This is a genomic window from Amphritea sp. HPY, assembly GCF_050870985.1.
In the GTDB taxonomy this organism is placed as follows: Bacteria; Pseudomonadota; Gammaproteobacteria; order Pseudomonadales; family Balneatricaceae; genus Amphritea.
The window spans coordinates 2,020,456-2,045,125 of the sequence record NZ_CP194015.1 but is presented as its reverse complement, the minus strand read 5'-3'; the positions used below and the strand labels follow the sequence as shown (position 1 = coordinate 2,045,125).

Below are 24,670 nucleotides of genomic sequence, written 5' to 3'. Positions count from 1 at the left end.
CAGGATTTGGTCTGCGATAGCCCTGGCTGAAGTCAGGGCCGATCAAAGAATACAGAGTAAAGAATAAAGAGTGAGTGGTATCTATGAGCAATCGTGAGTCGATGGAATTTGATGTAGTCATTGTAGGCGCGGGGCCGGCGGGATTATCGACCGCCTGTCGCCTGGCGCAACTGGCACAGGAAAATGAAACCGAACTCATGATCTGCGTTGTAGAGAAGGGTTCCGAAGTCGGTGCCCACATTCTATCCGGCGCGGTAATGGAGCCGCGTGCGTTGAATGAACTGTTCCCGGATTGGAAAGAGCGTGGTGCGCCGCTGAATACCCCGGTTACCGAAGATCAGATCTTCCTGCTAAAAGATGAGCAGAAAGGTAAGCAGATACCGAACGCCTTAGTGCCGAAAACCATGCATAACCATGACAACTACATTGTCAGTCTGGGTAACGTCTGCCGTTGGCTGGCAGAGCAGGCTGAACAGTTAGGCGTCGAGATTTTTCCGGGCTTTGCAGCATCTGAAGTGTTGTATAACGAGGATGGTAGCGTAAAAGGTATCGCTACCGGCGATATGGGCATCAGTGAATCCGGTGAGCAGAAAGACAGCTATATGCCAGGCATGGAGCTGCATGCTAAATACACTATATTCTCTGAGGGTTGTCGTGGTCACCTGGGTAAGGAGTTGATGGAACGCTTCGACCTGCAGGCCGAGGCGGATGCCCAGCATTACGGCATCGGTATTAAAGAACTGTGGGACCTGCCTGAAAGAGAAGAAGGAGATCCTGCTAAGCATCAGCCGGGGCTGGTTATCCACGGTGCTGGCTGGCCGATGAGCGGTGATACTACCGGTGGCTTCTTCCTCTACCATACCGAGAACAACCAGGCGGTGGTCGGCCTGATAATCGATCTCAACTACAGCAACCCGCATCTGAGTCCGTTCGATGAATTTCAGCGCTTAAAGCACCATCCGGTACTCAAGCAGTATCTGGAAGGGGGCAAGCGGGTCTCTTACGGCGCCCGCGCCATTACCAAAGGTGGTTTCAACGCACTGCCAAAAATGACTTTCCCGGGCGGTCTGGTCGCCGGTTGTAATGCCGGCACCCTGAATTTTGCCAAGATCAAGGGCACCCATACGGCGATGAAGTCCGGCATGGTTGCGGCAGAAACTGTTTTTCAGGCGATCAGCAACGGCTGTGACGGTGGTAAGGAGCTGAGCGCATTTGAAGATAACTTCAAGCAGAGCTGGCTTTACGATGAGCTGTTCCGTGGCCGTAACTTTGGCCCGGCGATGCACAAGTTTGGCGCTATTCTGGGGGGCGGGTTTAACTTTGTCGACCAGAACATCTTTAATGGCAAGATCCCGCTGACCCTGCGAGATAACAGTGAAGATTATGCCCAGCTTAAACCGCTCAGCGAGAGTCGCTATATCGATTATCCGAAACCGGATGGCAAGTTGAGCTTCGACAAGTTGTCATCCGTGTTTCTGTCCAATACTAACCATGAAGAAGATCAGCTGTGTCATCTGCGTCTGACGGACACAGAGGTTCCTTTGGCCTCGAACCTGGCTCAATTTGACGAGCCGGCACAACGCTACTGCCCGGCAGGGGTGTATGAGGTGGAGGAGGATGAGGCCGGCAAGCGCTTCCAGATCAACAGCCAGAACTGCCTGCACTGTAAGACCTGTGATATCAAAGACCCGGCGCAAAACATTACCTGGGTAGTGCCGGAAGGTGCTGGTGGACCTAATTATCCGAACATGTAGAAAGGTGCCAGTGGACCGACTCATTTGAAGCACTCACACATGCAAGAAGGTGCCGGTGGACCAACTCAGTCAAAGTGCCTGAACATGTAAGACTTTAAAGATTTGGCGCAGAACAATCTCTGGGTAGTGCTGGAAGGAGCCGGTGGACCGACTCATTCAAAGTGCCCAAATATGTAGAAAGGTGTCGGCGGACCGACTCATTTGAAGTACTCAAACATGTAAGAAGGTGCCGGTGGTCCGAACTTATTCGAATTGCTCAAATATATGGATCGATTTAGGCCAAAGAACCAGAGAAAAAGCTTTATAAGACGATAGTCGTAAAAAAGGTATCTACTACTGTTGTTCAATATATTGAACAGGCGTTATCCCCTGATAGGGGTAGTCTGCCAAAGTTGCAAATAAAAAAACGATGCGGTGCCTTTGATGAGAGGGGCTGCATATAAAGAATCATCATTTAAAACAACGGGATAGGGTTATATTCAAGAGGTCTTGAGATGTTGGTTAAGACTGTCTTCTGGATAAAATAGCCGTTGTGATGTAGGTTGGGATTGATGGCTTTTTGAACAGTTGTCGCTTTCCATTTACAGGAAATGATGTTAAAAATAACGCACATCTATCCTTGAGGTAGAGACGTTATCGGGAGGCATGTTCAGGTACTAAACAATAAATAGTGCCGGACATAGATTCCGTAGACCCTAAGCCATCAGAGCATATAAAAAAAGGAAGAAGATAGTGAAAAGAAGAGATTTGCTTAAAGCAGCTGCAACCGGTATGGCTGCAGCACCACTGGCCCTTTCCTCTACTACTGCACAGGCGGGTGACACTGTTCGTCTGCGCATGCAGACTCTGTACGGAACAGAGACTGACGATCTTTACAAAGCCTTCGCTAATGACGTTAAGACAGTTTCTAACAAGACTGTACGTATCCAGCGTTTCCGCGGTTCTGAGCTGGTGCCTAACGACCAGATGCTGGACGCAGTCTCCAAAGGTACTCTGGACATGTGTCAGGGTTACGGCGGCTACTGGGCTGGCCAGCTGGATATCGCTAAGATTGAATCCGGTATCCCGGGCGCTTGGACCAGCTATGACGAAGCGATGTACCTGCACCAATCTAAAGGCCTGACAGCTCTGCTGGAAGAAGCTTACGCTGAGAAAGGCGTTAAGTACCTGGGCGCTATCTTCGGCGGTCCTTATGACCTGCTGACTAACAAGCCGGTTAAGAGCCTGGCTGACCTGAAAAACATGAAGATCCGTGCCACAGCGACTGTTGCTGCGATCCTTGAGAAATTCGGTATTCCAACCGTTTACCTGCCAAGCCAGGAGCTGTATGTAGCTCTGTCTACCGGTGCAATCGACGGTGTTATCTATGGCGGTTCTCTGGAATATAAAGCGCTGAAACTGCATGAAGCAGCTAAGCACTACACCTACCTGAACATGATCAACCCTGGTTATGCTGACGGAATGCTGATCAACCAGAAGAAATGGGATGCCATGTCTGAAGATCAGCAGAAGGCGATCGAACTGGCGACTGCCAAGCACGCGACTAACATGCATGCCTGGAACGTTAACGGTTGTCTGGATGTAAACGGCGAAGGTATCTTCGAGTTTGCTTCTCTGCCGGCTGAAGACTCTATGGCGCTGACTGCAGCGGCTATGGATGTCTGGAAGGAAGAAGCTAAGAAGTCACCACGTAATGAGAAAGCGATTGCTGCCATTACTGCGACTGCGAAGGCTACCGGGAGAGCTTAATGTCAAAACTTTCTCAATATCTTGCTTTTCAAGACAGGGTATCTGAGTGGGTTGGCAAGACCGTCTCCTGGATGTGTCTTGCCATGATTGCTGGACTTTGCTACGAGGTTGGTGCGAGATATCTGTTTCTCAGCCCGACCTCGTGGGCCCATGAATCTACCACTATGCTATACGGTACTTTCTGCATCCTGGCCGGTGTTTATACCCATAAACATCACGGTCATGTGCGCAGCGAAGTGATCTACAATCTGTTCCCTGTCAGGGGAAGGGCAGTGCTGGATGTACTGACCGGATTGATTGGTCTGGTGGTATTTGCCATATTCTTTGTCATTACTTTCAATTACGCCGCAGATTCCTGGGCGATAAAAGAAGTATCTTCGAAGAGTACCTGGGCACCGATTGTTTATCCTTTCAAGTCCATGCTCCCTCTGGCCGTAGGCCTGATGATTTTACAGAGTATCGTGGCGGTCATTCGAAATATGATGATCGTTATGGGTGCACAGCCGGTAGCAGAACACTAAACCGGCTGTACTCTCTGTAAGTCCCCAAATCTGTCACTGCTAAGAAACGTAATGTAAAGCTCGACCCTTGATGGTCGAAGTTGCGAATTCTGTCGTTCTGAAAAAACGATGCAGGCAGATGTTTTTTGACTAAAAGCAAAGGTGTTTTCGTGATAGAGCTAGATCCTTTAGTAGTCACTCTGGGCATGTTTTTCTCCATGCTGATCCTGCTGGCGATGGGAGCCCCGCTGACCTGGGCGCTGCTAACCGTTGGTGTGGGTTCGGCATATTTCCTGTGGGGACCTGCCGGCCTTGAACTGTTGGCGACCAGCGCATTCTCGGCAATGGATAACTTCCTGTTGGTCGCGCTGCCGATGTTTATTTTCATGGGTCTTATGTTGCAGCGTTCCGGTATTACCGATGACCTGTTTGACATGATTAACAAGCTCATGGGCGGCATACCTGGTGGTCTAGGCATGGGTACCGTTATTATCTGTGCCATTATTGCTGCGATGGCCGGAGTGTCCGGTGCGGCAACCGTGAGTCTGGGTATTATCGCGCTGCCATCGATGCTCAAGCGTGGCTACGATAAGAAGCTGGTGACCGGTACCATTATGGCCGGTGGCGCTTTAGGCTTCCTTATCCCGCCCAGTGTATTGATGATTGTATATGCTTTCCTGGCACGTGAATCGGTTGGTAAGTTGTTTGCTGCAGGGCTGATGCCGGGTCTGATGCTGGCCGGCATCTACATGGTGTACATCTACCTGTTTGCGTTGAAAAATCCTGAGAAAGCACCCTGTATCTCACTCGAAGAGCGGGTTAGCGGCATTGATAAGATTAAAGCGCTGAAGGCTTTGGTTCTGCCGGGTGCTCTGATCGGTACCGTGCTGGGCTTTATTGTCGGTGGTGTGACCTCACCGTCGGAGGCATCTGCTATTGGTGCTGCAGGCTCACTGATCTGTGCTGCAATATATCGCACTCTCAATCTGAAGATGCTGAAAGAGGTGCTGATGAGTACCACCCAGCTGATGGGTATGCTGCTGTGGATCACCATTGCTGCGGTATTCTTCAGTAAGGTCTATATCGGCCTGGGCGCCGGGATGCTGATCACCGAACTGGTAGAAGATTCAAATCTGTCGCCGTATCTGGTGATCATCGCGATGCTGGCAACGTATTTCATTCTGGGCATGTTCCTGGATGATTTTGCCATCGTGTTTATCACCGTGCCGTTGTTCGTGCCTATCGTTCAGGATCTGGGTTTCGATACCGTCTGGTTCGCGGTACTGTTCATTATCAGTATGCAAACCGCGTATCTCACGCCCCCCTTTGGCTATAACCTGTTCTATATGCGATCGGTGGCACCACCCTCGATTACTATCTACGACCTGTATAAAGCGGTGATCCCGTTTATTATCTTGCAGGTTATCGGGCTGGCACTGGTTGTAACCTTTCCCCAGATTGCGCTCTGGTTACCTGAACTTATCTTCGGTTAACCTGAACTGTAATGTCCCAAAACCGCTCATTTGAGCGGTTTTTTTTGTTTCGGGTCAAGATATAAGTAGGGCTATGCGGGGCTGAAAGCCAGTAGCCACTGGCGGCCTTCCTCTTCAGTTTCAAAAGTGCGGAAGTTAATACCGTGGCTCATAGCGGAATCTTCGGCAATCGCATTCTGTTGTTTATTATCAGGATCAGTATCAACATAGGCGATCATCAGCTCTGGCCAGACCATGGATTTGACCCCGTCTACGATATCGAGAGTGTTGAGCAGAGAACGCTTGCCGCTGAGGTGGAATATAGCGAGGATGTGATCGATGTTCTTACTGCGGCAGGTGGCTGCTACCTCAGTCCACATCTGCAAAGATGCCTGAGCGACATTGATCCCCTCCCGGCTACCAGAGACTTCAACCCGGAGGTAGTTATCTTGTTTGATAACACTGTATTGATAGGGCATTAGCAAACCTCGCTTATCCGCACTGCTGCATCTATATGTTATTTGTGTGACAAAATTATTACAGGTTTGCAGCCGACAGCCAAGCTGCAGTGTAGTTTGTCATTGGATAGTCAGCCATTCGCTTGCTTCAGCTTCATTGTCAAAGGCCTGAAAGGCGATGCCATGCATTCTGGCGGTGGTTCCGATAATAGAGGTCTCAGCCCGATTCTCCGGAATTGTTTCTACGTAAGCGATCTTAATGTCGTCCCGGATAAGACCCTGTAGCGCTTCGACGATATCAAAAGTTTCCATCAGCGAGCGCTTTCCGGTGACTCTGAATATGGCCAGGATGTTATTGCGGTTATTTGCGTTCGACTCGTTAAGGATCGCTTGCCAGAATGCGATTGTGTCACTGACAGTTCGCTCGGCCTCTCTTTTACCTGAGACTTCGACGCGGAGAAAGTCACCCTGTTCCGTCATAGTGTATTGATACGCCATCCCTGAAAAATCCTTTTACGCTTATCTCTGTTTTGCGTATTGGATCACAGAATGACGATGCTTTGTTTAGCTGAGTACCTAAACTGGGATATGACAGAGAGGCGGCAGACGCTGTGCCGCCTGTATGTCAGTCAGTAGAGCTTATGTTGTAGAAAGAAGAAGCATAGAGCTTCTTCAGAGGGGCGGCTTAAGGTAATTGGTCAGTGGATCAGGCGGTGAGTCGGGGGTTACCATGCGCAGGGAGTCGATAAACAGGTGGAACATCTCGGCCTGGGAGTTGATATCCAGCTTGGCATAGATGTTTTTCCGGTGGTGCTTAATGGTTTCCGGACTGATCTCCAGCTTCTGAGCGATATACTTGACCGCATAGCCTCGTAGTACCAGCTGCAGGATCTGAGTCTCACGCTGGGTCAGCACTGAGCTGCCAAAATTACTCAGGGCGCATTCCAGGTGAGATTCAAGGAATGTCTCTTTGTTATCTTTATGGGATGCGTTCCACCATTTCAGCAGAATCGCGCGAACTGTGGAATAGATCCGTTCGATCAGAGCCTGCTGCGCCGCTGTAAAGCGGGGCTTATCATCCTGCCGGCTGATGGATACCTGGATGCTGGCATTCTCTGTTGGAATAATCAGGCAGATCTCATCACCGAAATTAACCAGTCGGTAATAGACCCGGTAAAATTCACTCTGTTTAAATGCACCGGGTGCCACATCTGACAGGGCATAGACTCCTTTAGCAGTACCATCCACAGCGAGGCGGTAAAACGGATCCAGCAGGTAGGCGCTTTCCAGATACTGATCAATATGGATACGAGGGTCTTCACCTTGTCGCCGCTTACGAAACGGGCAGTATGGTTGCGAGCCTTCCGGATAGACAATCAGGCTACAGCCATCGGCATCGACGATACGACGCATAGTATCGATCAGATTATCGACCGCATCGTCATTGACGCCTTCGGTAATGATTCCGGCAATAGCATCATGCCATTGCATAAGGGGTTGTTTGGCAACGCGATGGAATTCAGACACAGCAGAGATAACCTTAACTTTAATAGCCAAATAAGATTGCGCAGTACGCAAAGCCTGATAACAGTACAAAATGACTTATGCAGCACACACACAGCCTAATTAAAGCCTGCTTTTGCGTTTCAGACAACAGAAAATTGCTTAGCGGAAAAACTGAGTGATTTTAATAAGATATATATCAATTCAGATCCTGTAAATCCGCCACTTTACGGTGCTCAATCTGCTTTGAGCAGAAGGCAAACCCCAAGTAATCCGATCGGGCCGAGAAAGAAAACACAGAAGTTGGCTTCGGAGATGCTGTCGGCATTGAGTTCATAAAAGCTATCGCCCTGGCGATGATAGTACTTATCAAGCTTCTTGGCTGCATTGATCCCGCAGACCACCCAGGTTGAGATAAAAATGACAATTAACGTGATGGGATCCATCGGAGGGGGCCTCGCTTTGGCAGTTCGGGGAGTACGGTTTTAAGTATAGTAGTCAGGCAGTGCTTTGACCTTGGTGCGGCTGTATCGGCCAGACCGGCGAGCAAGCTCGCCTTGCTAGAACGGCGCTCTGCGCCTGTTAGTGGCTAGAAAAAGCTTAAAGGCAGACCGGTGAGCAGGCTCACCTTGCTAGAAAAAGCGTACAAGCAGGTTGTGCTCAGTACCTGGATTCTGATTTTTGCTACTCTGAATGGTTTTCCATCTTATTTGAGACGGTTATGAGTATGGCTGTTAAATAAGTACACCATCACTGCCACTTTTGTACCATTTTTAGATGCGCTTTAAACGGGCGGTTTGCATCCACCCGTTGAGCTTCTGTTTCTTGTCACGCTGTCAGATCGACTCTGGCCGAAGTGCCTTGTGCTTTATGAACTTTTTGAACTGCAGGGTCTGCAGCCAACTTGCGAATGATCCGATCGATGTTTTTGTACTTGGTCGTCGGTTTCTCGAGATCGTAGGCCCAGTTCGCCATCGGGTAGAGGAAGGCATCAGCGACAGACTTAGCGTTACCCACCATCCATTCGCGCCCCTCCAGATGTGTGTCGATCTGGGTCAGTGCTTTGTCGACCAGTACATGGCTTGCCGCCTGCACCGCTGCATGGCCGTCTTCATCGGTGGTAAACCGCATCGGCGTGAAATGTGGCCAGAAATAAGGGTGCAGCGTGCCTGACAGGTAGACCAGCCATCTGTGAAGCTCGTTGCGCTCGGCAGTTCCGAAGGCGGGGCCAATTTCCACATCAGGGTTCTGATCGACCAGATAAAGCAGGATCGCCATGCCCTCAGGCAAGATCAGGTCACCATCAACGATTGTAGGGACGACGCCCGAGGGGTTGAGTTTCAGGTATTCCGGCGATTTCATACCTGCATAGTCGAGGTGCTCGACCTCATAAGGCTTGCCGATCCACTCAAGAGCAATATGCATCGCGGTGGCGCAGGTTCCGGGAGCGGAATAGAGTTTCATTACGGGGTTCCTTTTATTCAAGTGGAGGTATTGAATTAACAGGGCCGTTACTCCGGCCCTTACGCGCACATCATTCAGTTACCGATGGGAAAGGCTCTCTCGATAACATCTGACATTCCCGTCGTTACATCACAGTACTGAGCGAAACTTGTGAAGATCACGCATTACGAACGCAAATTGAGTTTGTGGACTTTCAGACGCCAGCCCGCAGGGGTTTTGACTAAAGTTTCATCATAGCGGCCAATCACAAAATGTTTGATCTCACCTTCGAAGTCCTGAATAGCTTGGCTGATGCAGCTCAATTTCGCCTCGGTCCCATCGCCGTCGATTACGAAATTGCTCTGGACATGATTCAGGTTAGGCGGGAAGGTGTCTGAATTTTCCTTAATCCAGTTGATGATATTGTTCAGGCCTTTTACATCAACCTGAAACGAGTCGATAACAAATCGCGCATCGTCGACAAATAGTTCACGCATTGCGTCCGGACCTTGAACGTCAACGGCAAGGGCAAAACGCCCCATAAGGTCTTGTATTTCCAGTTTATCTTCAGTTGTTAGTGGCATGATCCTAGACTCTTTTTAAGTGAGATTAATAAAAGGTGAATAGTTAGTTGCGTTGATTAGCGGCCTTTCCTGGTGTTCTCATCCATTGCGCATCGCAGCGCAAAAGACATTTCGCAATATGCCGCTTTTTGAGAGCTTTAGGCGGTTTTGCGCGCCTGTGACACTATCCTGTTGGTAGCAATTCCAGGGGTGGTTATATGCGAAATTACTGCCGGAATGCTGGCTTCGATCAGCGACTGGTCTCTTCCCATTGCGCTATGCAGTACAAATGGAGACAGATATGTCATGCCGACCATTGTTGCCGTTTGCTGAAAGGGTGTCAGGAATTCGGGTATGGAAAAGCTGTTGTAGGAATCAGCGGCATAGCTTTCGGCCGGGCCGCCAGTGGAGATAACAAGCATGAGCTCCTTTCCTCGCAGCTTATTGCCTCCAGGGCCATAGGCATACCCGAAAAGCAATACCTGATCGAGCCAGGCCTTGAGAACAGGGGGCGATGAGTACCAGTAGAATGGAAATTGCAGCACCACGCGGTCAGCTTTTTGAAGAAGCGCCTGCTCGACCGCTGGGTCAAAATGCATTTCAGGCCCACCAACAGCCATCAGGTCTCTGGTGGTTATGCCCGCCACATTCGACAGTGCCTCAAACCATCTTCGATTGATTGAAGAGGAAGATAGATCCGGATGAGCTGTCAAAACAAGGGTATTCATTGGGTGCCTCGGTCGTTGTACCCCAGTGGTGCTGATTTCTTCTCTGCAGCGGGCTGGAGTGTTGTGTTTACAAGTGGTCCTAATATAGCTACCCTCCATTGATGCAACAATTCCCCCAATATCAAACTTAATGGTGCAGGAGATTCACCAATGCGATTGCCTCTTTCGACCCTTGAAGTGTTCGATGCGATTGTTCGAGAGGGTAGTATGCGTGCTGCTGCGCAAGCACTCGGGATCAAGCGGTCGACAGTGAGCCATCAACTGAAAAGCCTTGAGGATCAGCTGGGTGCGGCGTTGTTTGTCCGAACCACTCGCTCGATCAGTCTGACCGAAGCAGGGCGTGCTTTGGCGCGTACTTCAGGACCGGCATTTGAGCAACTGGCCGATGGGTTGGAAAGCGCACGTACAGCGGGCCATGCGGCACGTGGCACTTTGAAGCTTGCTATTCCTGAGTTTGCTTATCACTTGCTGCTCAGCAAACATCTGGCAGCATTTCAGAAGCTTTATCCTGAAATAGAGGTTGAACTTTCTCTGACCGATGCCTTGTCGGATATCCTTAAAGAGGGTCTGCATGCGGGGTTTCGACTTGGCGGGCTGATTGCGCAGGACATGGTTGCCATCAGTCTGACCGATCCCATGACATCCGCGGTGGTGGCAAGCCCGGCATACCTGGAAGAGCACGGCATTCCAGAGCATCCTACGGAACTGTTGGCACATAATTGCCTGCGTTATCGCTTCCAAAGCTCCGGCCAGTTAGCTCCCTGGACATTTTCCGGTGCAGAAGGTGACTATCCGGTTGTAGCAAGCGGTAGCCTGATCGCAAACTCCTTGCCGGTAACGATTGAAATGGCAGCTCAAGGATTGGGAATTGCCTACACTTTCCGTGAATATTGCACCGATCTCTTAGACCGTGAAGAACTCAAAGAAATATTGACCGAGCACCGGATAACCATGCCCGGCGTTAACATCTATTTCCCCCAGGAATACCGCTCAATGACACCCCTGCGCCTGTTTATTCAACACCTGCAACAAAGTGTGATTGTCCCAGGAGGTGGACATGGCCGGTGAGCAAGCTCACCTTGCTAGAACGGGATAAAAGCAGACCGGCGAGCAAGCTCGCCTGGCTAGAACGCTGCTTCGCAGCTCGCTAGAACGGAAAGCAAGCTTTCCTGCTAGTTGTAGAAAAGGCCGGAAAGCCGTCGCTCGTGGCTCGAACGCAGCAAGCTGCTTGCTCGTTGCTCGAAAAAGCATAAATGCTGTAGCTGGTTGTTCGTCGCTCGTTGCTCGGAAAAACTTAGGGGCCTTCTTAATCACTAAAGTGCGGACTTTGTATGTCTGCGCTTTATAAGTAGGCAGTCACTTACAAATACCTGCTGAATCATTCATGACTCTGTTCTACCCAGCTTAGGGCTGCCATCACGGCGGGCAGGCCGATGGTGCTGGTCAGCAGGATAATCGAATGTTGTATCTCTTCCATTGATGCACCGGCTTGTCGGGCGCGTCTTACATGGCTGTGTACCGCGCCTTCGGAGCGGATACCAGCCGCTGCTGCAAGCTGGATCAGCTGCGCGGTTTTTTCATCGAGCGGACCTGCATCACTGACGGTTTTACCCAGTTGCTCAACCGCAGCGGCATAGTCAGGGTAACGCTCCATAATCCGGCTAAAGGTTTTTGGTAGCTGCGCCTCAGGTGGGCGCAGTATTGAATCTCTGGACATTGGGAAGTACCTCCTGAAATAGGGACGGGTTAACTTCAGGTTAGCAGGGAATGGGCGGGGCTGAATGACGTAGCTCGTGGCTCGAACGCAGCAAGCTGCTTGCTTGTTGTTCGAAAAAGCGTAAAACCCTTCTTCGCGGGTTTGTTTAGATAGTCAATTTTGCAGATAATCAGAAGATAATTAGGGTCAGAGTAAGGTTGTTTCTATATTGTTACTCCGAGATAATTAGGATAATTAGGGTCAGAGTAAGGTTGTTTCTATATTGTTACTCCGCAAGGTTGGGTCGGCACGGAAATGATTCCCCTTATGTGCAGCCGAGCATTGCAGGTTACTAATGGATCAGCGAATAAGTGGGGTCATCGAATAAGTGGAATAAGTGGAATAAGTGGAATAAGTGGAAATAGAATAAGAGGGGTCAGATGAAACATATAAAAAGTCTGATCTGCCCCCACTTACCTACTACTCATATGAAACTGCGGAAACCCTTATCAAAGCCGGGGCAAGCCCAACAATACAGGGCTGTCTGGGCTTCCCAGCACTGGGCCGGGCAAACGAAAATAACAGATGGTATTACAGGTATATTAACTACTGCTTAAAACAGCAGAAAAATTGGTTACAAGACATAGCAATCTGTTTAAGTCGCGCAATCCGCAAGCTGGGTGTTATGTTTTATATAAAGGAGATATAGTAAAAAAATATGACAATTAAGAGAGCCGTTAAAAGCATAAGAAGAAGATTAGATAAGCTTTCTCCCTATCCGCTATTTTATCCTTTTATAATGTCAGAAAATGAGAAGGCGATATTTGATGCTGCTATAAAAGAATCAAATAATTATCTTGAGTTTGGCTTGGGTGGAAGCTCTATACGAGCAATCCAGAAATCAAAAGCAAAGATATATACAGTTGAATCAAGTCCTGATTGGATAAGGCATATGCGGAAATATATTTATGTCAAGTATTTTGTCAATAAAAGGCTGTTTATATTCCCTGTCGATATAGGACCTACCGGCGAGTGGGGATATCCCAAAACAAATGATTATCAACCCCTTTTTTCTGATTACTCAGCAAATGTCTTCAAGGAAATAGACAGTAATACTATAGATTTAGTGTTGGTGGATGGTAGATTTAGAGTGGCCTGTATTTTGAAAGTAATTTTAGAGTGCCTCGAAACTAATAATCTAAAAATATTGATCCATGACTTTTGGAATAGGGAAGAATATCATGTGGTACTCAAGTATCTTGATGCTATAGATAAGGCTGACACCATCGGGCTATTTTCTATAAAAGATAATGTTGATTTGAAATCAGTAAAGAGTGATTACGATACTTATAAGTACAATCCAAGTTGACCAAGCAGTAAGCATTTCAGGAAACATAATAATGCCACGCACAGGAAACCAAAAGCACGAATAAATGGCGAATAAATGGGATTGGAATAAAAGGAAGAATAATTAGGAAGGGAATAAATGGGGTCAGAGTAAGGTTGTTTTCTACTTGAGTGTCCGGCGTCGTTGTTGAATTCCCTTGATCTATTACTCCTAAAGGTCGATTTGGCACGGAAATATTCCCCTTCTGTAGCTGAGCACATCGTGCCCTTTGGGTATTGCAGGTTACCAATGGATCAGTGCGAGGGCTGTTTGAGAGTGCGCAGCGCTCGAGTTCTTGAGCGCCCATTGGTAAGCGAAACGCGCAGGGGAGTTGGCTTAGCCAACCCAGCAGTAGGGGCGGGTTTAGATTGCTAAGACCTTTGGCCGTTTAAAGGTCCCCTTACTTTTTAAAAAAGGGCCATCAAGGCGAAACCGGACAACCAGTACCAGCCAATGTCTGCTTTGACTGTCCCGCTTTGAGCTGTGCTTTGGTCTTTTGACTTCCGCTATAGTGGTTTTGCGCATTGCAGCTACGCCACAATGCAGCCCAAGATTGATTCACCTATTACACAATAAGCCTCACTGGTATACTCACGGCTCCTCTCCTTATTGACTATCTATCTGAGACTCCATGCCATTTTCAAATCTTGGATTGTGCGATCCTATTGTACAAGCCATTGCAGACCAGGGTTATGCCACCCCTACGCCTATTCAAAAACAAGCCATCCCCATTATTCTCTCGGGTAAAGATCTGATTGCCACTGCGCAAACCGGAACGGGTAAAACCGCCTCTTTCGTTTTACCTATTTTGGAGATGTTTAATAAGGATCGTAAGCTCCGTGGTAAGCGTATACGCGCGCTGATTCTTACGCCTACTCGGGAACTTGCGGTACAGGTTCAGGCGAGTGTTGCTCAATACAGTAAGCATTTAAACCTGAGCTCTATGGCCATTTATGGTGGTGTGGATTCAGAAGCACAGAAAGAGCGTTTAATTGAAGGTATCGACATCTTAGTTGCTACACCTGGCAGGCTGCTTGATCTGGCTCATCAGCGCGCGTTGCACTTTGATGAACTTGAAGTGCTGGTGTTGGATGAAGCCGACCGAATGGTGGATATGGGCTTTATTGGCGATATAGATAAAATTGTCGATCGCTTACCCGATGCGCGTCAGAACTTATTATTCTCAGCGACCATGAATCCTGGCGTGTGGCATCTGGCGGATGGTTTCTCTGATAGCAAGATGAGTGCTGCGGCGGTTGAGATATCTGTTTCACCTAAGGTGAAATCAGCAGCTTCGATCAGGCAATGGCTAATCACGGTAGATAAAGACACCAAGTCAGCGTTACTGAGTCACCTGATTAACGAGCAAAAATGGGATCAGGCGCTCATTTTTATCGAGAAGAAACACGCAGCGGCAAAGCTGGTGGTTCAGTTAGCAAAGCGCGGTATCAAAGCTGATTGTATTCATGGGGACAGAAGCCAGGTCATGCGCGAAAAAATATTGGCCGATTTCAAATCGGGCAGGCTGAAATATCTGGTGGCCACTGGCGTAGCAGCCCGGGGTCTTGATATAGGTAAACTTAGCCGCGTTGTTAATTACGACCTGCCTTTCAAACCCGAAGAATACATCCATCGTATCGGCCGAACCGGCCGTGCTGGCGAGACCGGCGAAGCTATCTCTTTTGTTGCAATGGGCGACTTTAAAAACCTATGCGCCATTGAAAGCCGCTTAGACCACTTAATTGATCGCAAAGAGATTGAAGGCTTTCCGGTGAGAAAAGAAGTGCCAATCTCAATCCTGAACTATGTTCGTAAAACTCAACCCAAAGCAAAACCTGCGTCCAAGTCTGAATCTGAATCTAAGTCTAAATCTGAATCTAAGTCTGAATCTAAGTCTGAATCTAAATCTGAATCTAAGTCTAAACCTGCATCTAAGTCTCGTAATAAGCGATCTGATAAACGCACCCCCAGTACTAGTGATCCCGGTAAGAACAAACATATTTGGGGATAAGGGCAGACCGGTGAGCAAGCTCACCTTGCTAGAACGGCGCTCTGCGCCTGCTAGTGGCTAGACGTCGTAAACGACTTGCTAGAAAAGGCCTTACAACCAGAACGGAGAGTACGCTCGCCTGCCAGTACACAGCGCTGCGAACTGTTAGCCAGAAGCCGGGCTGCGCCCGTTTTAGCTATGTGATTTTTTCTTCGCATAGGCTGATGCTGATAATCCGATTTCGTTTTGATGGCGAGCCAAGACCGTATCTTACGGAGTCAATAATCTTATTTTTCTAGATAATTCTAAAAGAAGGTTTTTTAAGTTTTTTCTAGCCACTAGCAGGCGAGCTTGCTCGCCGTTCTAGCCACTAGCAAGTCGCGCAGCGACGTTCTCGAGCTTAGCGACCACCTCCCACACCTGCACCGCCTCTGAACTAAGATTAGCCATCACATTCGGCGCCATCTTCTTAAAGTCACTGCCGAGTATATGGGCAGGGGACAGAGTTGTTACTGGCTGACTGTTCGACTCTTTTGCAGCCTGACGCTGTCGCCATTGCAGGGCTTCTTCGGTCCAGTTGCTGGTACTGTCGATGGCAAAGCCGTTGTGCTGTAACAGCGCTTGCAGTTGTTCCGCTGTTATCAGGTGCGAGTGGTCAGCGTTACGTGCCCATGGCACAGGGTAGAGCATCGCCTGATGATTGGAGCCTTGTAACACTTCATGCAGCAGCAGGGAACCGTTCTGACCCAGTACTCTGCTGCATTCCTGCAGGCATTTCTCTGTGTCAGGAATATTCAGCAGGCTGTGCTGAAAGATGATGCAATCGAAGCTGTCGTCGGCAAAAGGCAGATGCTGCGCATCGCAGGTGAGGGTGGTCGTGCCTGATTGCTTCTCAGACAGCCCTGACAGCGATCGGTTTAAGGTATTGAAGTCGTGGGTTATATCGATGCCGATGATGTCACAGTCGAAGCTGGTGCGGATCAGGCGCATCAGCCCGCCGAGCCCGGAACCGATCTCGAGGATCCGTTTGGGTTTTAGCTGCTCCAGCCGTTGCAGTAGCTTTTGTGAGGCTTTGATACCGCCAATATGGAGCTGATCGACCGGTGCCAGCTGATAAGCGTCAGCGCCGTCTGGATAGCGCTCCCGGATCTGCTGCAGGAGCTGGTCCTGTTGCAGGTTGTCACTGTAATGCCGGTGTATAGTCATGGTAAATAAAAACGGGATCTTGCGATCCCGTTTCCTGTCATTTAACTGGTTCAGATATCATCCAGTCCCAGTTCTTTGATCGATACTTCACGCATCTTAAATTTCTGGATCTTACCGGTGACGGTCATCGGGAACTCTTCCACAAACTTAAAGTAGCGCGGTACTTTAAAGTGGGTGATCTTGCCCTTACAGAATGCCCGCAATTGATCTTCGGTGACGTTTTCCGCATCGGCGTTGAGCTTAACCCAGGCGATCAGTTCTTCGCCGTATTTCTTGTCTGGGACGCCGGTTACCTGAACATCGCTGATGCCAGGGTGGGTGTACAGGAACTCTTCGATCTCTTTCGGGTAGACGTTTTCGCCGCCGCGGATCACCATATCTTTGATTCGGCCCACGATCTGGATATAGCCTTCTTCATCCATGGTTGCCAGGTCTTCGGTGTGCATCCAGCCATTATCATCGATCGAGCCTTTGGTGGCTTCTTCGTTGTTCCAGTATTTCAGCATTACGCTGTAACCACGGGTACAGAGCTCACCGATCTCGCCACGGGGTACAACACGACCGGTCGCAGCGTTAACGATCTTGGTTTCCAGATGCGGCTGGGTACGACCAACGGTGGTTACCCGCTTCTCGAATGGGTCGTCGGCTGCGGTCTGGGTGGAAACCGGGCTGGTTTCTGTCATGCCGTAGGCGATCTGAACCTCTTTCATATTCATCTTGGAATTAACCGCTTTCATCACCTCAGCCGGGCAGATGGAGCCTGCCATGATACCGGTGCGCAGGGAGGAAAGGTCGTAGCTGTCAAATTCAGGGTCTTCCAGCTCGGCGATAAACATAGTGGGTACGCCGTATACCGCAGTGGCTTTCTCTTTCTGTACCGCTTCGAGTACCGCTTTCGGCTCGAAACCGTCAGTCGGATAGATCATAGCCGCACCGTGGGTCATGCAGCCCAGGTTACCCATAACCATACCGAAGCAGTGATACAGCGGTACCGGAATGATCATACGGTCTTTATCGGTGAGGTTCTGGCTCTCACCGACAAAATAACCGTTGTTCAGAATATTATGGTGGCTCAGGGTCGCGCCTTTAGGGAAGCCGGTGGTACCCGAGGTGTACTGAATATTGATCGCATCATCGAACTGCAGCGTAGCCTGTATCGCTTCAACTTCTGCCAGCTCAACCTTGTTGGCTTCTTCGACGAAGTCGTTCCAGCGCCACATGCCCGGATGCTGCTCTTCAGACAGGTTGATAATGCATTCCAGGGTTTTCAGCTTGGCGGATTTCAGCTGGCCTTTTTCGCAGCTGCTCAGTTCCGGTGCCAGTTCCTGTAGCATCTGGGTGTAGTTAGATGACTTGAAGCTGTCGGCTGTAACCAGAAACTTAGCGCCGGACTGGTTCAGAGAGTATTCCAACTCATGCAGGCGGTAAGCGGGGTTAATGTTAACCAGGATCGCGCCAACCTTAGCCGTGGCAAACTGGGTAACTGTCCACTGAGCGTTGTTAGGTGACCACATACCGACGCGATCGCCGGCTTTAACGCCAACAGAGAGCAGGGCGCGGGCACACTGTTCGACCTGTTCTTTCAGGTCAGAATAGCTCCAGCGGATGTTTTGATAGTGTACGATCAGAGCGTCGTTGTCTGGGTAGGTGGCGCAGATCTCATCGAACTTATCGCCGATGGTCATGCCGAGTAGCGGTTGACTACTGGTACCGCTGGTATAACTGGGTTTTGCATTGCTCATTGCTGTATCCCTTTATTCTTATATTGTTAACCGGGAGAACTTTTAATCTTTGTTTCCCGGTTACAAAGAGCGGAGTACTTAATGTCAGATCTGTCAGCCTGAGCAGACCCGACCCTCGCTTCAATTTATGTGTTCAGATCTTAATTCGGGTTAACGGGCTTTGGCGTGATATTCAGGGTTCGGTTGCATATCAACCGCGCTGGCGATCCGGTTGGTCATATTGTAAAAACCGGCGACGTTGGCGATATCCCAGATATCCTGGTCGGAAAAGTCTGCGTCACGCAGCGCCTGACGATCAGCCTCTTCAATACTGTCTGGAGAAACGGTCATTTTGACGGCGAAATCGAGCATCGCCCGGTGTCTCAGCGACAGGTTGGCTGCGCGGTAGTTAATCGCGATCAACTCGCCCAGTGCAGGATCGCCTGAATAGTCACGTACTGCTGCGCCATGGGCGACAATGCAGTAGAAACAATGGTTTTGCGATGAAACTGCAACCGCGATCATCTCCCGCTCCAGCGGGGTCAGATTACTTTCACCGAACATCAGTTCGTTATAAAACTTCGAGAAGACTTCAAGCTGGGCTGCGTTCTGGCTGTAGGCGGTTAGTACATTAGGAACCATGCCCAGCTTTTCATCGCAGACATCGAAGTATTTCTTAAAGTCCGGGGACAGTTCATCCCGTGACGGATAGTTCAGATCCAGTGCTGTAATATGATCCGGTTGAGACATTGTGTTACTCCGTTGTAATTTTTATGTCAGAGCGGTTTCACTGTTACTAAAGATACAGATGACTCTATACTAGGGTAAACCCTAATATAGAATCAATAATCTATATCAATTGCAGCCCATGGCAAGTGCTACTTTCGAACCGCTGGTGCGGCCCAGTTGAGCGGTGATCCAATGGCCGGTTTGTGCCAGTTTCTGCAGATCTACGCCGGTCTCAATGCCCAGTCCATTAAGCATGTAGAGCACGTCTTCGGTGGCGACATTACCGGAAGCGCCCTTAGCGTAAGGGCATCCTCCGAGACCTGCGACAGAAGAGTCGATTACTGCAACGCCTTCTTCGACAACGGCATACAGATTAGCCAGGGCCTGACCGTAAGTGTCATGGAAGTGCGCTGCCAGCTTTTCAACCGGTACTTGTTTTGCAACAGCCTCGAGCATCCGCTTCGCTTTAAGCGGGGTGCCGACACCGATAGTGTCACCCAAAGAGATCTCGTAGCAGCCCATGTCCATCAGGTCGCGGCTTACCGCAGCAACCTGTGCAGGGTCGATCTCACCATCATAAGGACAGCCCATCACGGTGGAGACATAGCCCCGCACCCGGATGTTGTGCTCTTTAGCCAGTTCGATCACGGGCGCGAAACGCTCCAGACTCTCTTTGATAGAACAGTTGATATTCTTCTGCGTGAAGGCTTCAGATGCCGCACCAAACACGGCAACTTCATCAGCTCCGGCAGCAATCGCAGATTCCAGGCCTTTAAGGTTAGGCGTCAGGGCCGAGTAGGTAACACCCGCTTTACGGGAGATGCCGGCCATCACTGCGCTGGCATCGCCCATCTGCGGTACCCATTTAGGCGAGACAAAACTGGCTGCTTCGATATGGGTCAGGCCGGTATCGCTGAGCCGGTTGATCAGCTCAACCTTAATCGCGGTATCGATCACCGGTCCGGATTCGTTTTGTAATCCATCGCGGGCGCCCATCTCGAACAAGCGAGCATGCTTAGGAAAGGCCATTATTTAGCCTCCTTATGTTGCTTTGGATAAGTGATCATTGGCTCGTTCTGGAAGCCACTCTCTTCACGGTCAGCGCCCATCTCGAACAAGCGAACATGCTTAGGAAAAGCCATGCTTAGTCCTCCGCAGTATCGAGCGAAATAAGCTCAGCACCATCTTCAACCAGGTCGCCCTCGGCGAAGTAGATCTCAGCCACAGTACCGTCATGCGGTGCTTTGAGGCTGTGCTCCATCTTCATCGCTTCCATGATCACCAGCGTTTCGCCTTCTTTCACTGCCTGACCGGCTTCAACCAGTACAGCAACTACTGCACCGTTCATAGGGGCAGTCAGGCTGTTGTCACCAGCGTGGTCGTCACTGCCGAAGGTTTCACGATGCTGTTCGCATATAAACTGCTCACCTTCGTGGAACAGGGTCAGGTCGTCACCATCGTTGTAGAGGTGTACACCAAGGCGGTGACCGTTGATGACCACGTTGAGTTTGTCATCATTGAGCTGGGCAGATACCTGATAGCTGGCATCGCCAACCTGTACCTGATACTGAGCGTTCTGCTCCAGAATGCTCAGATCATATTCGACTTCGTTATGAATCAGCTTAAGCGGGCGGGCATACTCGGAGTTAACGCGCCAGCTGTTCTGGATTCCAAACGGTGAATATGGATCATCCGGATTGGTCGCTTGCTGCTTGGTCTTTTCGCTGAAGAAGCAGGCTGCCATTACCAGGCAGTACTGGGTATCCAGGTTACTGGCCGGGAACAACAACTTTTCATGCTTCTCGATAAAGCCGGTATCCAGATCCAGTGCCTTAAATGGCGCACTGCCAGCCAGATTACGCAGGAAGCGCAGGTTGGTCTTCAGACCGCTGATGCGGTATTCCTCAAGCGCCTGTTCCATACGGGCGATAGCACGGTCACGGTCATCGTCCCAGACGATCAGTTTCGCGATCATCGGATCGTAGAACACGCTGACTTCGTCGCCTTCAACGACACCGGTATCAACCCGTACGTGTTGGCTTTCTTCCGGTGTGCGCAGGTAGCGTAAGGTGCCGGTAGCCGGCAGGAACTCGTTATCCGGATCTTCGGCATAAACACGGGCTTCCAGTGCATGGCCGTGGATACGGATCTCATCCTGTTGCTGCGGCAGTGGCTCACCACTGGCGATACGCAGCTGCCATTCCACCAGATCCTGTCCGGTGATCAGTTCGGTAACCGGGTGCTCAACCTGCAGACGGGTGTTCATCTCCATAAAGTAGAAAGAACCATCCACGTCATAAAGGAATTCCACGGTGCCGGCGCCGACATAATCGATCGCCTGGGCGGCACGAACAGCCGCATCACCCATCGCTTTACGGGTCTCATCGCTCAGATTAGGTGCCGGCGCTTCTTCAATGACTTTCTGGTGACGACGTTGTACCGAACAGTCCCGCTCGGCCAGATAGACACCGTTACCCTGCTTATCGCAGAACACCTGAATCTCGACGTGACGTGGTTGCGTCAGGTAGCGCTCGATCAGCATGTCCGGGTTGCCGAACGCGTTTTTCGCTTCACGGCAGGCAGATATCAGGGCTTCATCGAACTCATCGATAGAGTTAACCACCCGCATCCCTTTACCACCACCACCGGCAACGGCTTTAAGCAGTTGTGGGAAACCACACTTTACTGATTCTTCTTTGAGAAATGCCGGAGTCTGGTCATCGCCGTGATAACCCGGTACCAGCGGTACATCAGCGTGCGACATAATCTCTTTAGCCGCAGACTTTGAACCCATAGCTTCAATGGCACCGGTTGGTGGGCCTATGAACTCGATACCGTTGTCAGCACAGGCCTGAGCGAACTCTGCATTTTCTGACAGGAAGCCATAACCCGGATGAACCGCCTGGGCGCCTGATTGCTTGGCGATCTCCAGGATTTTGTCAGCCCGCAGGTAACTTTCACTGCTCGGTGCAGGCCCCAGCAGGAAAGCTTCATCTGCCATCGCAACATGGCGGGCGTTACGGTCAGCTTCAGAATAGACAGCGACACAGCGGATACCCATGCGGTGTGCGGTTTGAATAACTCTACATGCAATTTCGCCGCGGTTTGCGATCAGAATTTTATTAAACATTGTGTGTCTCCGCGTCGAATTTGCATGAGCGCATTGCATGCGCAGGCATGCGATTTGGCTGCGCCGCCAGATTGCTTCGCAACTGGTCACCGCGGTTTGCTATAAGAATTTTACTAAACATACCGCTTACTCCTGGATCCAGTTCGGTTTACGCTTTTGCAGGAAGGAGCCTAGCCCCTCCTGACCCTCTTCGCTGACACGGATATCCGCGATGCGACGGGCGGTATCGTCGATCACCTCTTTAGTGATCTCCTTCTGGCTGACCGCATAGATCAGATCTTTAGCGGCTTTCATCGCCTGTGGGCTGTTTTTTCGCAAGGTTGCGATAAAACGGTCGCAGGCTTCATCCAGTTGGTCGACGCTTTCGACGACTTCATGTACCAGACCGAAATCCTGAGCAGTACGGGCACTGAACAGTTCAGCGGTAACAAAGTAACGTCGTGACTGGCGTTCACCAATAGCGCGTACAACATAAGGGCTGATAACAGCCGGGATCAGTCCGATCTTTACTTCGGACAGGCAGAAAACGCTGCTTTCAGCGGCGATCACAATGTCACAGCAGGCCGCCAGGCCAACCGCACCACCGTAAGCTGCGCCTTGTACCAGTGCGATAGTCGGCTTGGTGTGGTCGTTCAGTACTTGCATCAGACGGGCCAGGCGACCGGCGTCGACCATATTCTCTTCATAGCTGTTTTTAGCCATGCGTTTCATCCAGGCCAGATCGGCACCGGCAGAGAAGTTCTTACCCCGGGAGCGCAGTACCAGAACCCTGACTTCAGGATCTGCGTTGGTCGCTTCCAGATTAGCGATCAGCTGCTCGATTACGTCGTCGTCGAAAGCGTTATGCACTTCGGGACGGTTGATGATCAGCTCAGCCACACCGTTGCTGCTTTTTTCCAGCAGTACCAGTGGGTTAGGCTCTTGAGAAAGGTTATCTGTGGTCATAGTCATAGTCACAATCCCCGTTACATGCGGAACACGCCGAAACGGGTTTCACCCACCGGCTTGTTCAGTGCTGCAGAAAGGCTCATGCCGAGAACATCACGGGTCTGTTTAGGATCGATAACGCCATCATCCCAAAGACGGGCAGAGGCATAATAAGGATGGCCCTGATGCTCGTAAGTATCGATGATCGGCTGTTTAAATTCAGCTTCTTCATCGGCGGACCATTGCTGGCCGACGCGATCCATGTTGTCGCGCTTAACCGTCGCCAGTACACCGGCTGCCTGTTCGCCACCCATTACAGAGATACGGGCATTAGGCCACATGAACATCAGATTAGGGCTGTAAGCACGACCACACATGCCGTAGTTACCGGCACCGAAGCTGCCGCCGATCAGTACGGTAAATTTAGGTACATCGGCACAGGCAACCGCAGTTACCATCTTAGCGCCGTGTTTTGCGATACCTTCAGACTCGTACTTCTGGCCGACCATAAAGCCGGTGATGTTCTGCAGGAACAGCAGTGGAATCTTGCGCTGACAGCACAATTCGATAAAGTGCGCGCCTTTCTGAGCGGACTCACCGAACAGGATGCCATTGTTAGCAACGATGCCGACCGGATAACCGTGGATATGGGCAAAGCCGGTTACCAGCGTGGTACCGTAAAGCTTTTTAAACTCATCGAATTCAGAACCGTCGACGATACGTGCGATTACTTCACGGACATCGTACGGTTTTTTCAGATCGGTACCGACAATGCCGTACAGATCATCAGCCGGGTAGAGTGGCTCTTTGGTCGGCTGGGTTTTGATATTGATATCTTTGCGGCGATTCAGGTTGGCAACACAGGTACGGGCAATTTCCAGTGCGTGCTGGTCATTTTCCGCATAGTGATCGGCTACACCGGATACTTTACAGTGCACGTCGGCACCGCCCAGATCTTCAGCGCTGACCACTTCGCCGGTCGCTGCTTTAACCAGCGGAGGACCAGCCAGGAAGATCGTGCCCTGTTCGCGGACAATAATAGACTCGTCAGCCATAGCGGGTACATAAGCACCACCGGCAGTACACAGGCCCATTACCACAGCGATCTGTGGGATCCCTTTAGATGACATGCGAGCCTGGTTATAGAAGATGCGACCGAAGTGGTCACGATCCGGGAATACATCGTCCTGTTGCGGCAGGTTAGCACCACCGGAATCCACCAGGTAGATACATGGCAGGTGATTCTGCTCGGCGATGTCCTGCGCGCGCAGGTGCTTCTTCACCGTCAGTGGGAAGTAAGTACCACCCTTAACAGTGGCATCGTTAGCGATGATCATACATTCCTGACCGCTAACCCGGCCGATGCCGGTGATAATGCCCGCTGCCGGAATGTCGTCATCGTAGACGCCGTAGGCGGCCAGCTGGGACAGTTCCAGCAGAGGCGAGCCTTCATCCAACAGTGTATTGATACGTTCGCGGGGCAGTAGTTTACCGCGGGACAGGTGGCGTTCCTGATACTTAGCGCCGCCACCCTGATGAATTGTTGCTGTCTTTTCGCGCAGGTCGGTTACCGCTTCCGCCATGGAGTCATAATTGGCGCGGAAATCTTCAGCCCGGGAATTGATTTTAGTATTTATTATGCTCATTAATCTTTCCTTTGCTGCTGTTCTTATTAAGGGTGGAAAATAAGGGGGGAAGAAAAATCCCCCCAAAA

General features: G+C 50.3%; 22 protein-coding genes. 7 read left to right on the top strand and 15 right to left on the bottom strand.

Going from position 1 to position 24,670, the window contains the following annotated elements:
* Positions 1–83: 83 nt before the first annotated feature.
* The 4 genes from ACQUQM_RS09290 to ACQUQM_RS09275 all read left to right on the top strand — a co-directional run bounded on the left by ACQUQM_RS09290 (position 84) and on the right by ACQUQM_RS09275 (position 5,496).
* Positions 84–1,754 carry an electron transfer flavoprotein-ubiquinone oxidoreductase gene (locus ACQUQM_RS09290; protein ID WP_432474196.1) on the top strand — a complete coding sequence of 557 codons (1,671 nt, stop codon included), beginning with the start codon at positions 84–86 and terminating at the stop codon, positions 1,752–1,754.
* A gap of 732 nt (positions 1,755–2,486) precedes the next feature.
* A complete protein-coding gene (dctP, locus tag ACQUQM_RS09285) occupies positions 2,487–3,503 on the top strand; it encodes a TRAP transporter substrate-binding protein DctP (RefSeq protein WP_432474195.1) in 1,017 nt (338 codons plus the stop codon).
* Positions 3,503–4,024, top strand: a complete 522-nt coding sequence (locus tag ACQUQM_RS09280; protein WP_432474194.1) for a TRAP transporter small permease subunit — start codon at positions 3,503–3,505, stop codon at positions 4,022–4,024. The genes dctP and ACQUQM_RS09280 overlap by 1 nt, the downstream gene beginning before the upstream one ends.
* Before the next feature lie 149 nt (positions 4,025–4,173).
* A complete protein-coding gene (locus tag ACQUQM_RS09275) occupies positions 4,174–5,496 on the top strand; it encodes a TRAP transporter large permease (RefSeq protein ID WP_432474193.1) in 1,323 nt (440 codons plus the stop codon).
* A gap of 71 nt (positions 5,497–5,567) precedes the next feature.
* Here the strand turns inward: ACQUQM_RS09275 and ACQUQM_RS09270 are convergent, their stop codons facing one another.
* From ACQUQM_RS09270 to ACQUQM_RS09240, 7 genes are all read right to left on the bottom strand, one after another.
* Positions 5,568–5,954 (bottom strand): hypothetical protein, encoded by a 387-nt coding sequence (locus ACQUQM_RS09270; RefSeq protein ID WP_432474192.1) that lies wholly within the window; start codon positions 5,952–5,954, stop codon positions 5,568–5,570.
* Positions 5,955–6,053: 99 nt separating this feature from the next.
* Positions 6,054–6,431 carry a hypothetical protein gene (locus tag ACQUQM_RS09265; protein WP_432474191.1) on the bottom strand — a complete coding sequence of 126 codons (378 nt, stop codon included), beginning with the start codon at positions 6,429–6,431 and terminating at the stop codon, positions 6,054–6,056.
* Between the two features lie 174 nt (positions 6,432–6,605).
* Positions 6,606–7,460: a response regulator transcription factor gene (locus tag ACQUQM_RS09260; protein WP_432474190.1), complete on the bottom strand. Its 855-nt coding sequence runs from the start codon at positions 7,458–7,460 to the stop codon at positions 6,606–6,608.
* A 212-nt stretch (positions 7,461–7,672) separates the two neighbouring features.
* Positions 7,673–7,882 carry a hypothetical protein gene (locus ACQUQM_RS09255; RefSeq protein ID WP_432474189.1) on the bottom strand — a complete coding sequence of 70 codons (210 nt, stop codon included), beginning with the start codon at positions 7,880–7,882 and terminating at the stop codon, positions 7,673–7,675.
* A gap of 382 nt (positions 7,883–8,264) precedes the next feature.
* Positions 8,265–8,900: a glutathione S-transferase family protein gene (locus tag ACQUQM_RS09250; protein ID WP_432474188.1), complete on the bottom strand. Its 636-nt coding sequence runs from the start codon at positions 8,898–8,900 to the stop codon at positions 8,265–8,267.
* A gap of 164 nt (positions 8,901–9,064) precedes the next feature.
* Complete coding sequence (locus ACQUQM_RS09245; protein ID WP_432474187.1) at positions 9,065–9,463, bottom strand: nuclear transport factor 2 family protein; 399 nt, start codon at positions 9,461–9,463, stop codon at positions 9,065–9,067.
* 137 nt (positions 9,464–9,600) lie between these two features.
* Entirely contained in the window at positions 9,601–10,170 is a 570-nt protein-coding gene (locus ACQUQM_RS09240) for an NAD(P)H-dependent oxidoreductase (RefSeq protein WP_432474186.1), read from the bottom strand.
* 150 nt (positions 10,171–10,320) lie between these two features.
* Between ACQUQM_RS09240 and ACQUQM_RS09235 the strand changes: the two genes are divergently transcribed.
* Complete coding sequence (locus tag ACQUQM_RS09235; protein WP_432474185.1) at positions 10,321–11,238, top strand: LysR family transcriptional regulator; 918 nt, start codon at positions 10,321–10,323, stop codon at positions 11,236–11,238.
* Positions 11,239–11,548: 310 nt separating this feature from the next.
* Here ACQUQM_RS09235 and ACQUQM_RS09230 read toward each other — a convergent pair whose 3' ends face one another.
* Entirely contained in the window at positions 11,549–11,887 is a 339-nt protein-coding gene (locus tag ACQUQM_RS09230) for a carboxymuconolactone decarboxylase family protein (RefSeq protein WP_432474184.1), read from the bottom strand.
* A 697-nt stretch (positions 11,888–12,584) separates the two neighbouring features.
* On the opposite strand from ACQUQM_RS09230, the gene ACQUQM_RS09225 reads away from it, so the two are divergent.
* A complete protein-coding gene (locus ACQUQM_RS09225) occupies positions 12,585–13,235 on the top strand; it encodes a hypothetical protein (RefSeq protein ID WP_432474183.1) in 651 nt (216 codons plus the stop codon).
* Between the two features lie 649 nt (positions 13,236–13,884).
* Positions 13,885–15,264, top strand: coding sequence for a DEAD/DEAH box helicase (locus ACQUQM_RS09220; RefSeq protein ID WP_432474182.1), 1,380 nt, complete (start codon positions 13,885–13,887; stop codon positions 15,262–15,264).
* A gap of 342 nt (positions 15,265–15,606) precedes the next feature.
* On the opposite strand, the gene ACQUQM_RS09215 is transcribed toward ACQUQM_RS09220, so the two are convergent.
* The 7 genes from ACQUQM_RS09215 to ACQUQM_RS09185 form a co-directional block, all read right to left on the bottom strand.
* The gene (locus tag ACQUQM_RS09215; protein WP_432474181.1) at positions 15,607–16,449 is read right to left on the bottom strand and encodes a methyltransferase domain-containing protein; all 843 of its coding nucleotides are present in this window, start codon (positions 16,447–16,449) and stop codon (positions 15,607–15,609) included.
* 50 nt (positions 16,450–16,499) lie between these two features.
* Positions 16,500–18,191, bottom strand: coding sequence for an AMP-binding protein (locus ACQUQM_RS09210; protein ID WP_432474180.1), 1,692 nt, complete (start codon positions 18,189–18,191; stop codon positions 16,500–16,502).
* A 150-nt stretch (positions 18,192–18,341) separates the two neighbouring features.
* Positions 18,342–18,920, bottom strand: a complete 579-nt coding sequence (locus ACQUQM_RS09205) for a peroxidase-related enzyme (protein WP_432474179.1) — start codon at positions 18,918–18,920, stop codon at positions 18,342–18,344.
* 105 nt (positions 18,921–19,025) lie between these two features.
* Positions 19,026–19,928, bottom strand: a complete 903-nt coding sequence (locus tag ACQUQM_RS09200; protein ID WP_432474178.1) for a hydroxymethylglutaryl-CoA lyase — start codon at positions 19,926–19,928, stop codon at positions 19,026–19,028.
* A gap of 115 nt (positions 19,929–20,043) precedes the next feature.
* Complete coding sequence (locus ACQUQM_RS09195; protein ID WP_432474177.1) at positions 20,044–22,029, bottom strand: acetyl/propionyl/methylcrotonyl-CoA carboxylase subunit alpha; 1,986 nt, start codon at positions 22,027–22,029, stop codon at positions 20,044–20,046.
* A 126-nt stretch (positions 22,030–22,155) separates the two neighbouring features.
* Positions 22,156–22,974, bottom strand: a complete 819-nt coding sequence (locus ACQUQM_RS09190) for an enoyl-CoA hydratase/isomerase family protein (protein WP_432474814.1) — start codon at positions 22,972–22,974, stop codon at positions 22,156–22,158.
* A 20-nt stretch (positions 22,975–22,994) separates the two neighbouring features.
* Positions 22,995–24,602: a carboxyl transferase domain-containing protein gene (locus ACQUQM_RS09185; protein ID WP_432474176.1), complete on the bottom strand. Its 1,608-nt coding sequence runs from the start codon at positions 24,600–24,602 to the stop codon at positions 22,995–22,997.
* Positions 24,603–24,670: the final 68 nt, after the last annotated feature.

Excerpts from the sequence above, each read along its gene's own strand:
- ACQUQM_RS09250 (WP_432474188.1), bottom strand. The coding sequence starts at position 8,900 with ATGAAACTCTATTCCGCTCCCGGAACCTGCGCCACCGCGATGCATATT.
- ACQUQM_RS09280 (WP_432474194.1), top strand. The coding sequence starts at position 3,503 with ATGTCAAAACTTTCTCAATATCTTGCTTTTCAAGACAGGGTATCTGAG.
- ACQUQM_RS09270 (WP_432474192.1), bottom strand. The coding sequence starts at position 5,954 with ATGCCCTATCAATACAGTGTTATCAAACAAGATAACTACCTCCGGGTT.
- ACQUQM_RS09195 (WP_432474177.1), bottom strand. The coding sequence starts at position 22,029 with ATGTTTAATAAAATTCTGATCGCAAACCGCGGCGAAATTGCATGTAGA.
- ACQUQM_RS09215 (WP_432474181.1), bottom strand. The coding sequence starts at position 16,449 with ATGACTATACACCGGCATTACAGTGACAACCTGCAACAGGACCAGCTC.
- ACQUQM_RS09220 (WP_432474182.1), top strand. The coding sequence starts at position 13,885 with ATGCCATTTTCAAATCTTGGATTGTGCGATCCTATTGTACAAGCCATT.
- ACQUQM_RS09255 (WP_432474189.1), bottom strand. The coding sequence starts at position 7,882 with ATGGATCCCATCACGTTAATTGTCATTTTTATCTCAACCTGGGTGGTC.
- ACQUQM_RS09230 (WP_432474184.1), bottom strand. The coding sequence starts at position 11,887 with ATGTCCAGAGATTCAATACTGCGCCCACCTGAGGCGCAGCTACCAAAA.
- ACQUQM_RS09185 (WP_432474176.1), bottom strand. The coding sequence starts at position 24,602 with ATGAGCATAATAAATACTAAAATCAATTCCCGGGCTGAAGATTTCCGC.
- ACQUQM_RS09205 (WP_432474179.1), bottom strand. The coding sequence starts at position 18,920 with ATGTCTCAACCGGATCATATTACAGCACTGGATCTGAACTATCCGTCA.
- ACQUQM_RS09240 (WP_432474186.1), bottom strand. The coding sequence starts at position 10,170 with ATGAATACCCTTGTTTTGACAGCTCATCCGGATCTATCTTCCTCTTCA.
- ACQUQM_RS09290 (WP_432474196.1), top strand. The coding sequence starts at position 84 with ATGAGCAATCGTGAGTCGATGGAATTTGATGTAGTCATTGTAGGCGCG.
- ACQUQM_RS09225 (WP_432474183.1), top strand. The coding sequence starts at position 12,585 with ATGACAATTAAGAGAGCCGTTAAAAGCATAAGAAGAAGATTAGATAAG.
- ACQUQM_RS09210 (WP_432474180.1), bottom strand. The coding sequence starts at position 18,191 with ATGAGCAATGCAAAACCCAGTTATACCAGCGGTACCAGTAGTCAACCG.
- ACQUQM_RS09245 (WP_432474187.1), bottom strand. The coding sequence starts at position 9,463 with ATGCCACTAACAACTGAAGATAAACTGGAAATACAAGACCTTATGGGG.
- ACQUQM_RS09265 (WP_432474191.1), bottom strand. The coding sequence starts at position 6,431 with ATGGCGTATCAATACACTATGACGGAACAGGGTGACTTTCTCCGCGTC.
- ACQUQM_RS09235 (WP_432474185.1), top strand. The coding sequence starts at position 10,321 with ATGCGATTGCCTCTTTCGACCCTTGAAGTGTTCGATGCGATTGTTCGA.
- ACQUQM_RS09200 (WP_432474178.1), bottom strand. The coding sequence starts at position 19,928 with ATGGCCTTTCCTAAGCATGCTCGCTTGTTCGAGATGGGCGCCCGCGAT.
- ACQUQM_RS09190 (WP_432474814.1), bottom strand. The coding sequence starts at position 22,974 with ATGACCACAGATAACCTTTCTCAAGAGCCTAACCCACTGGTACTGCTG.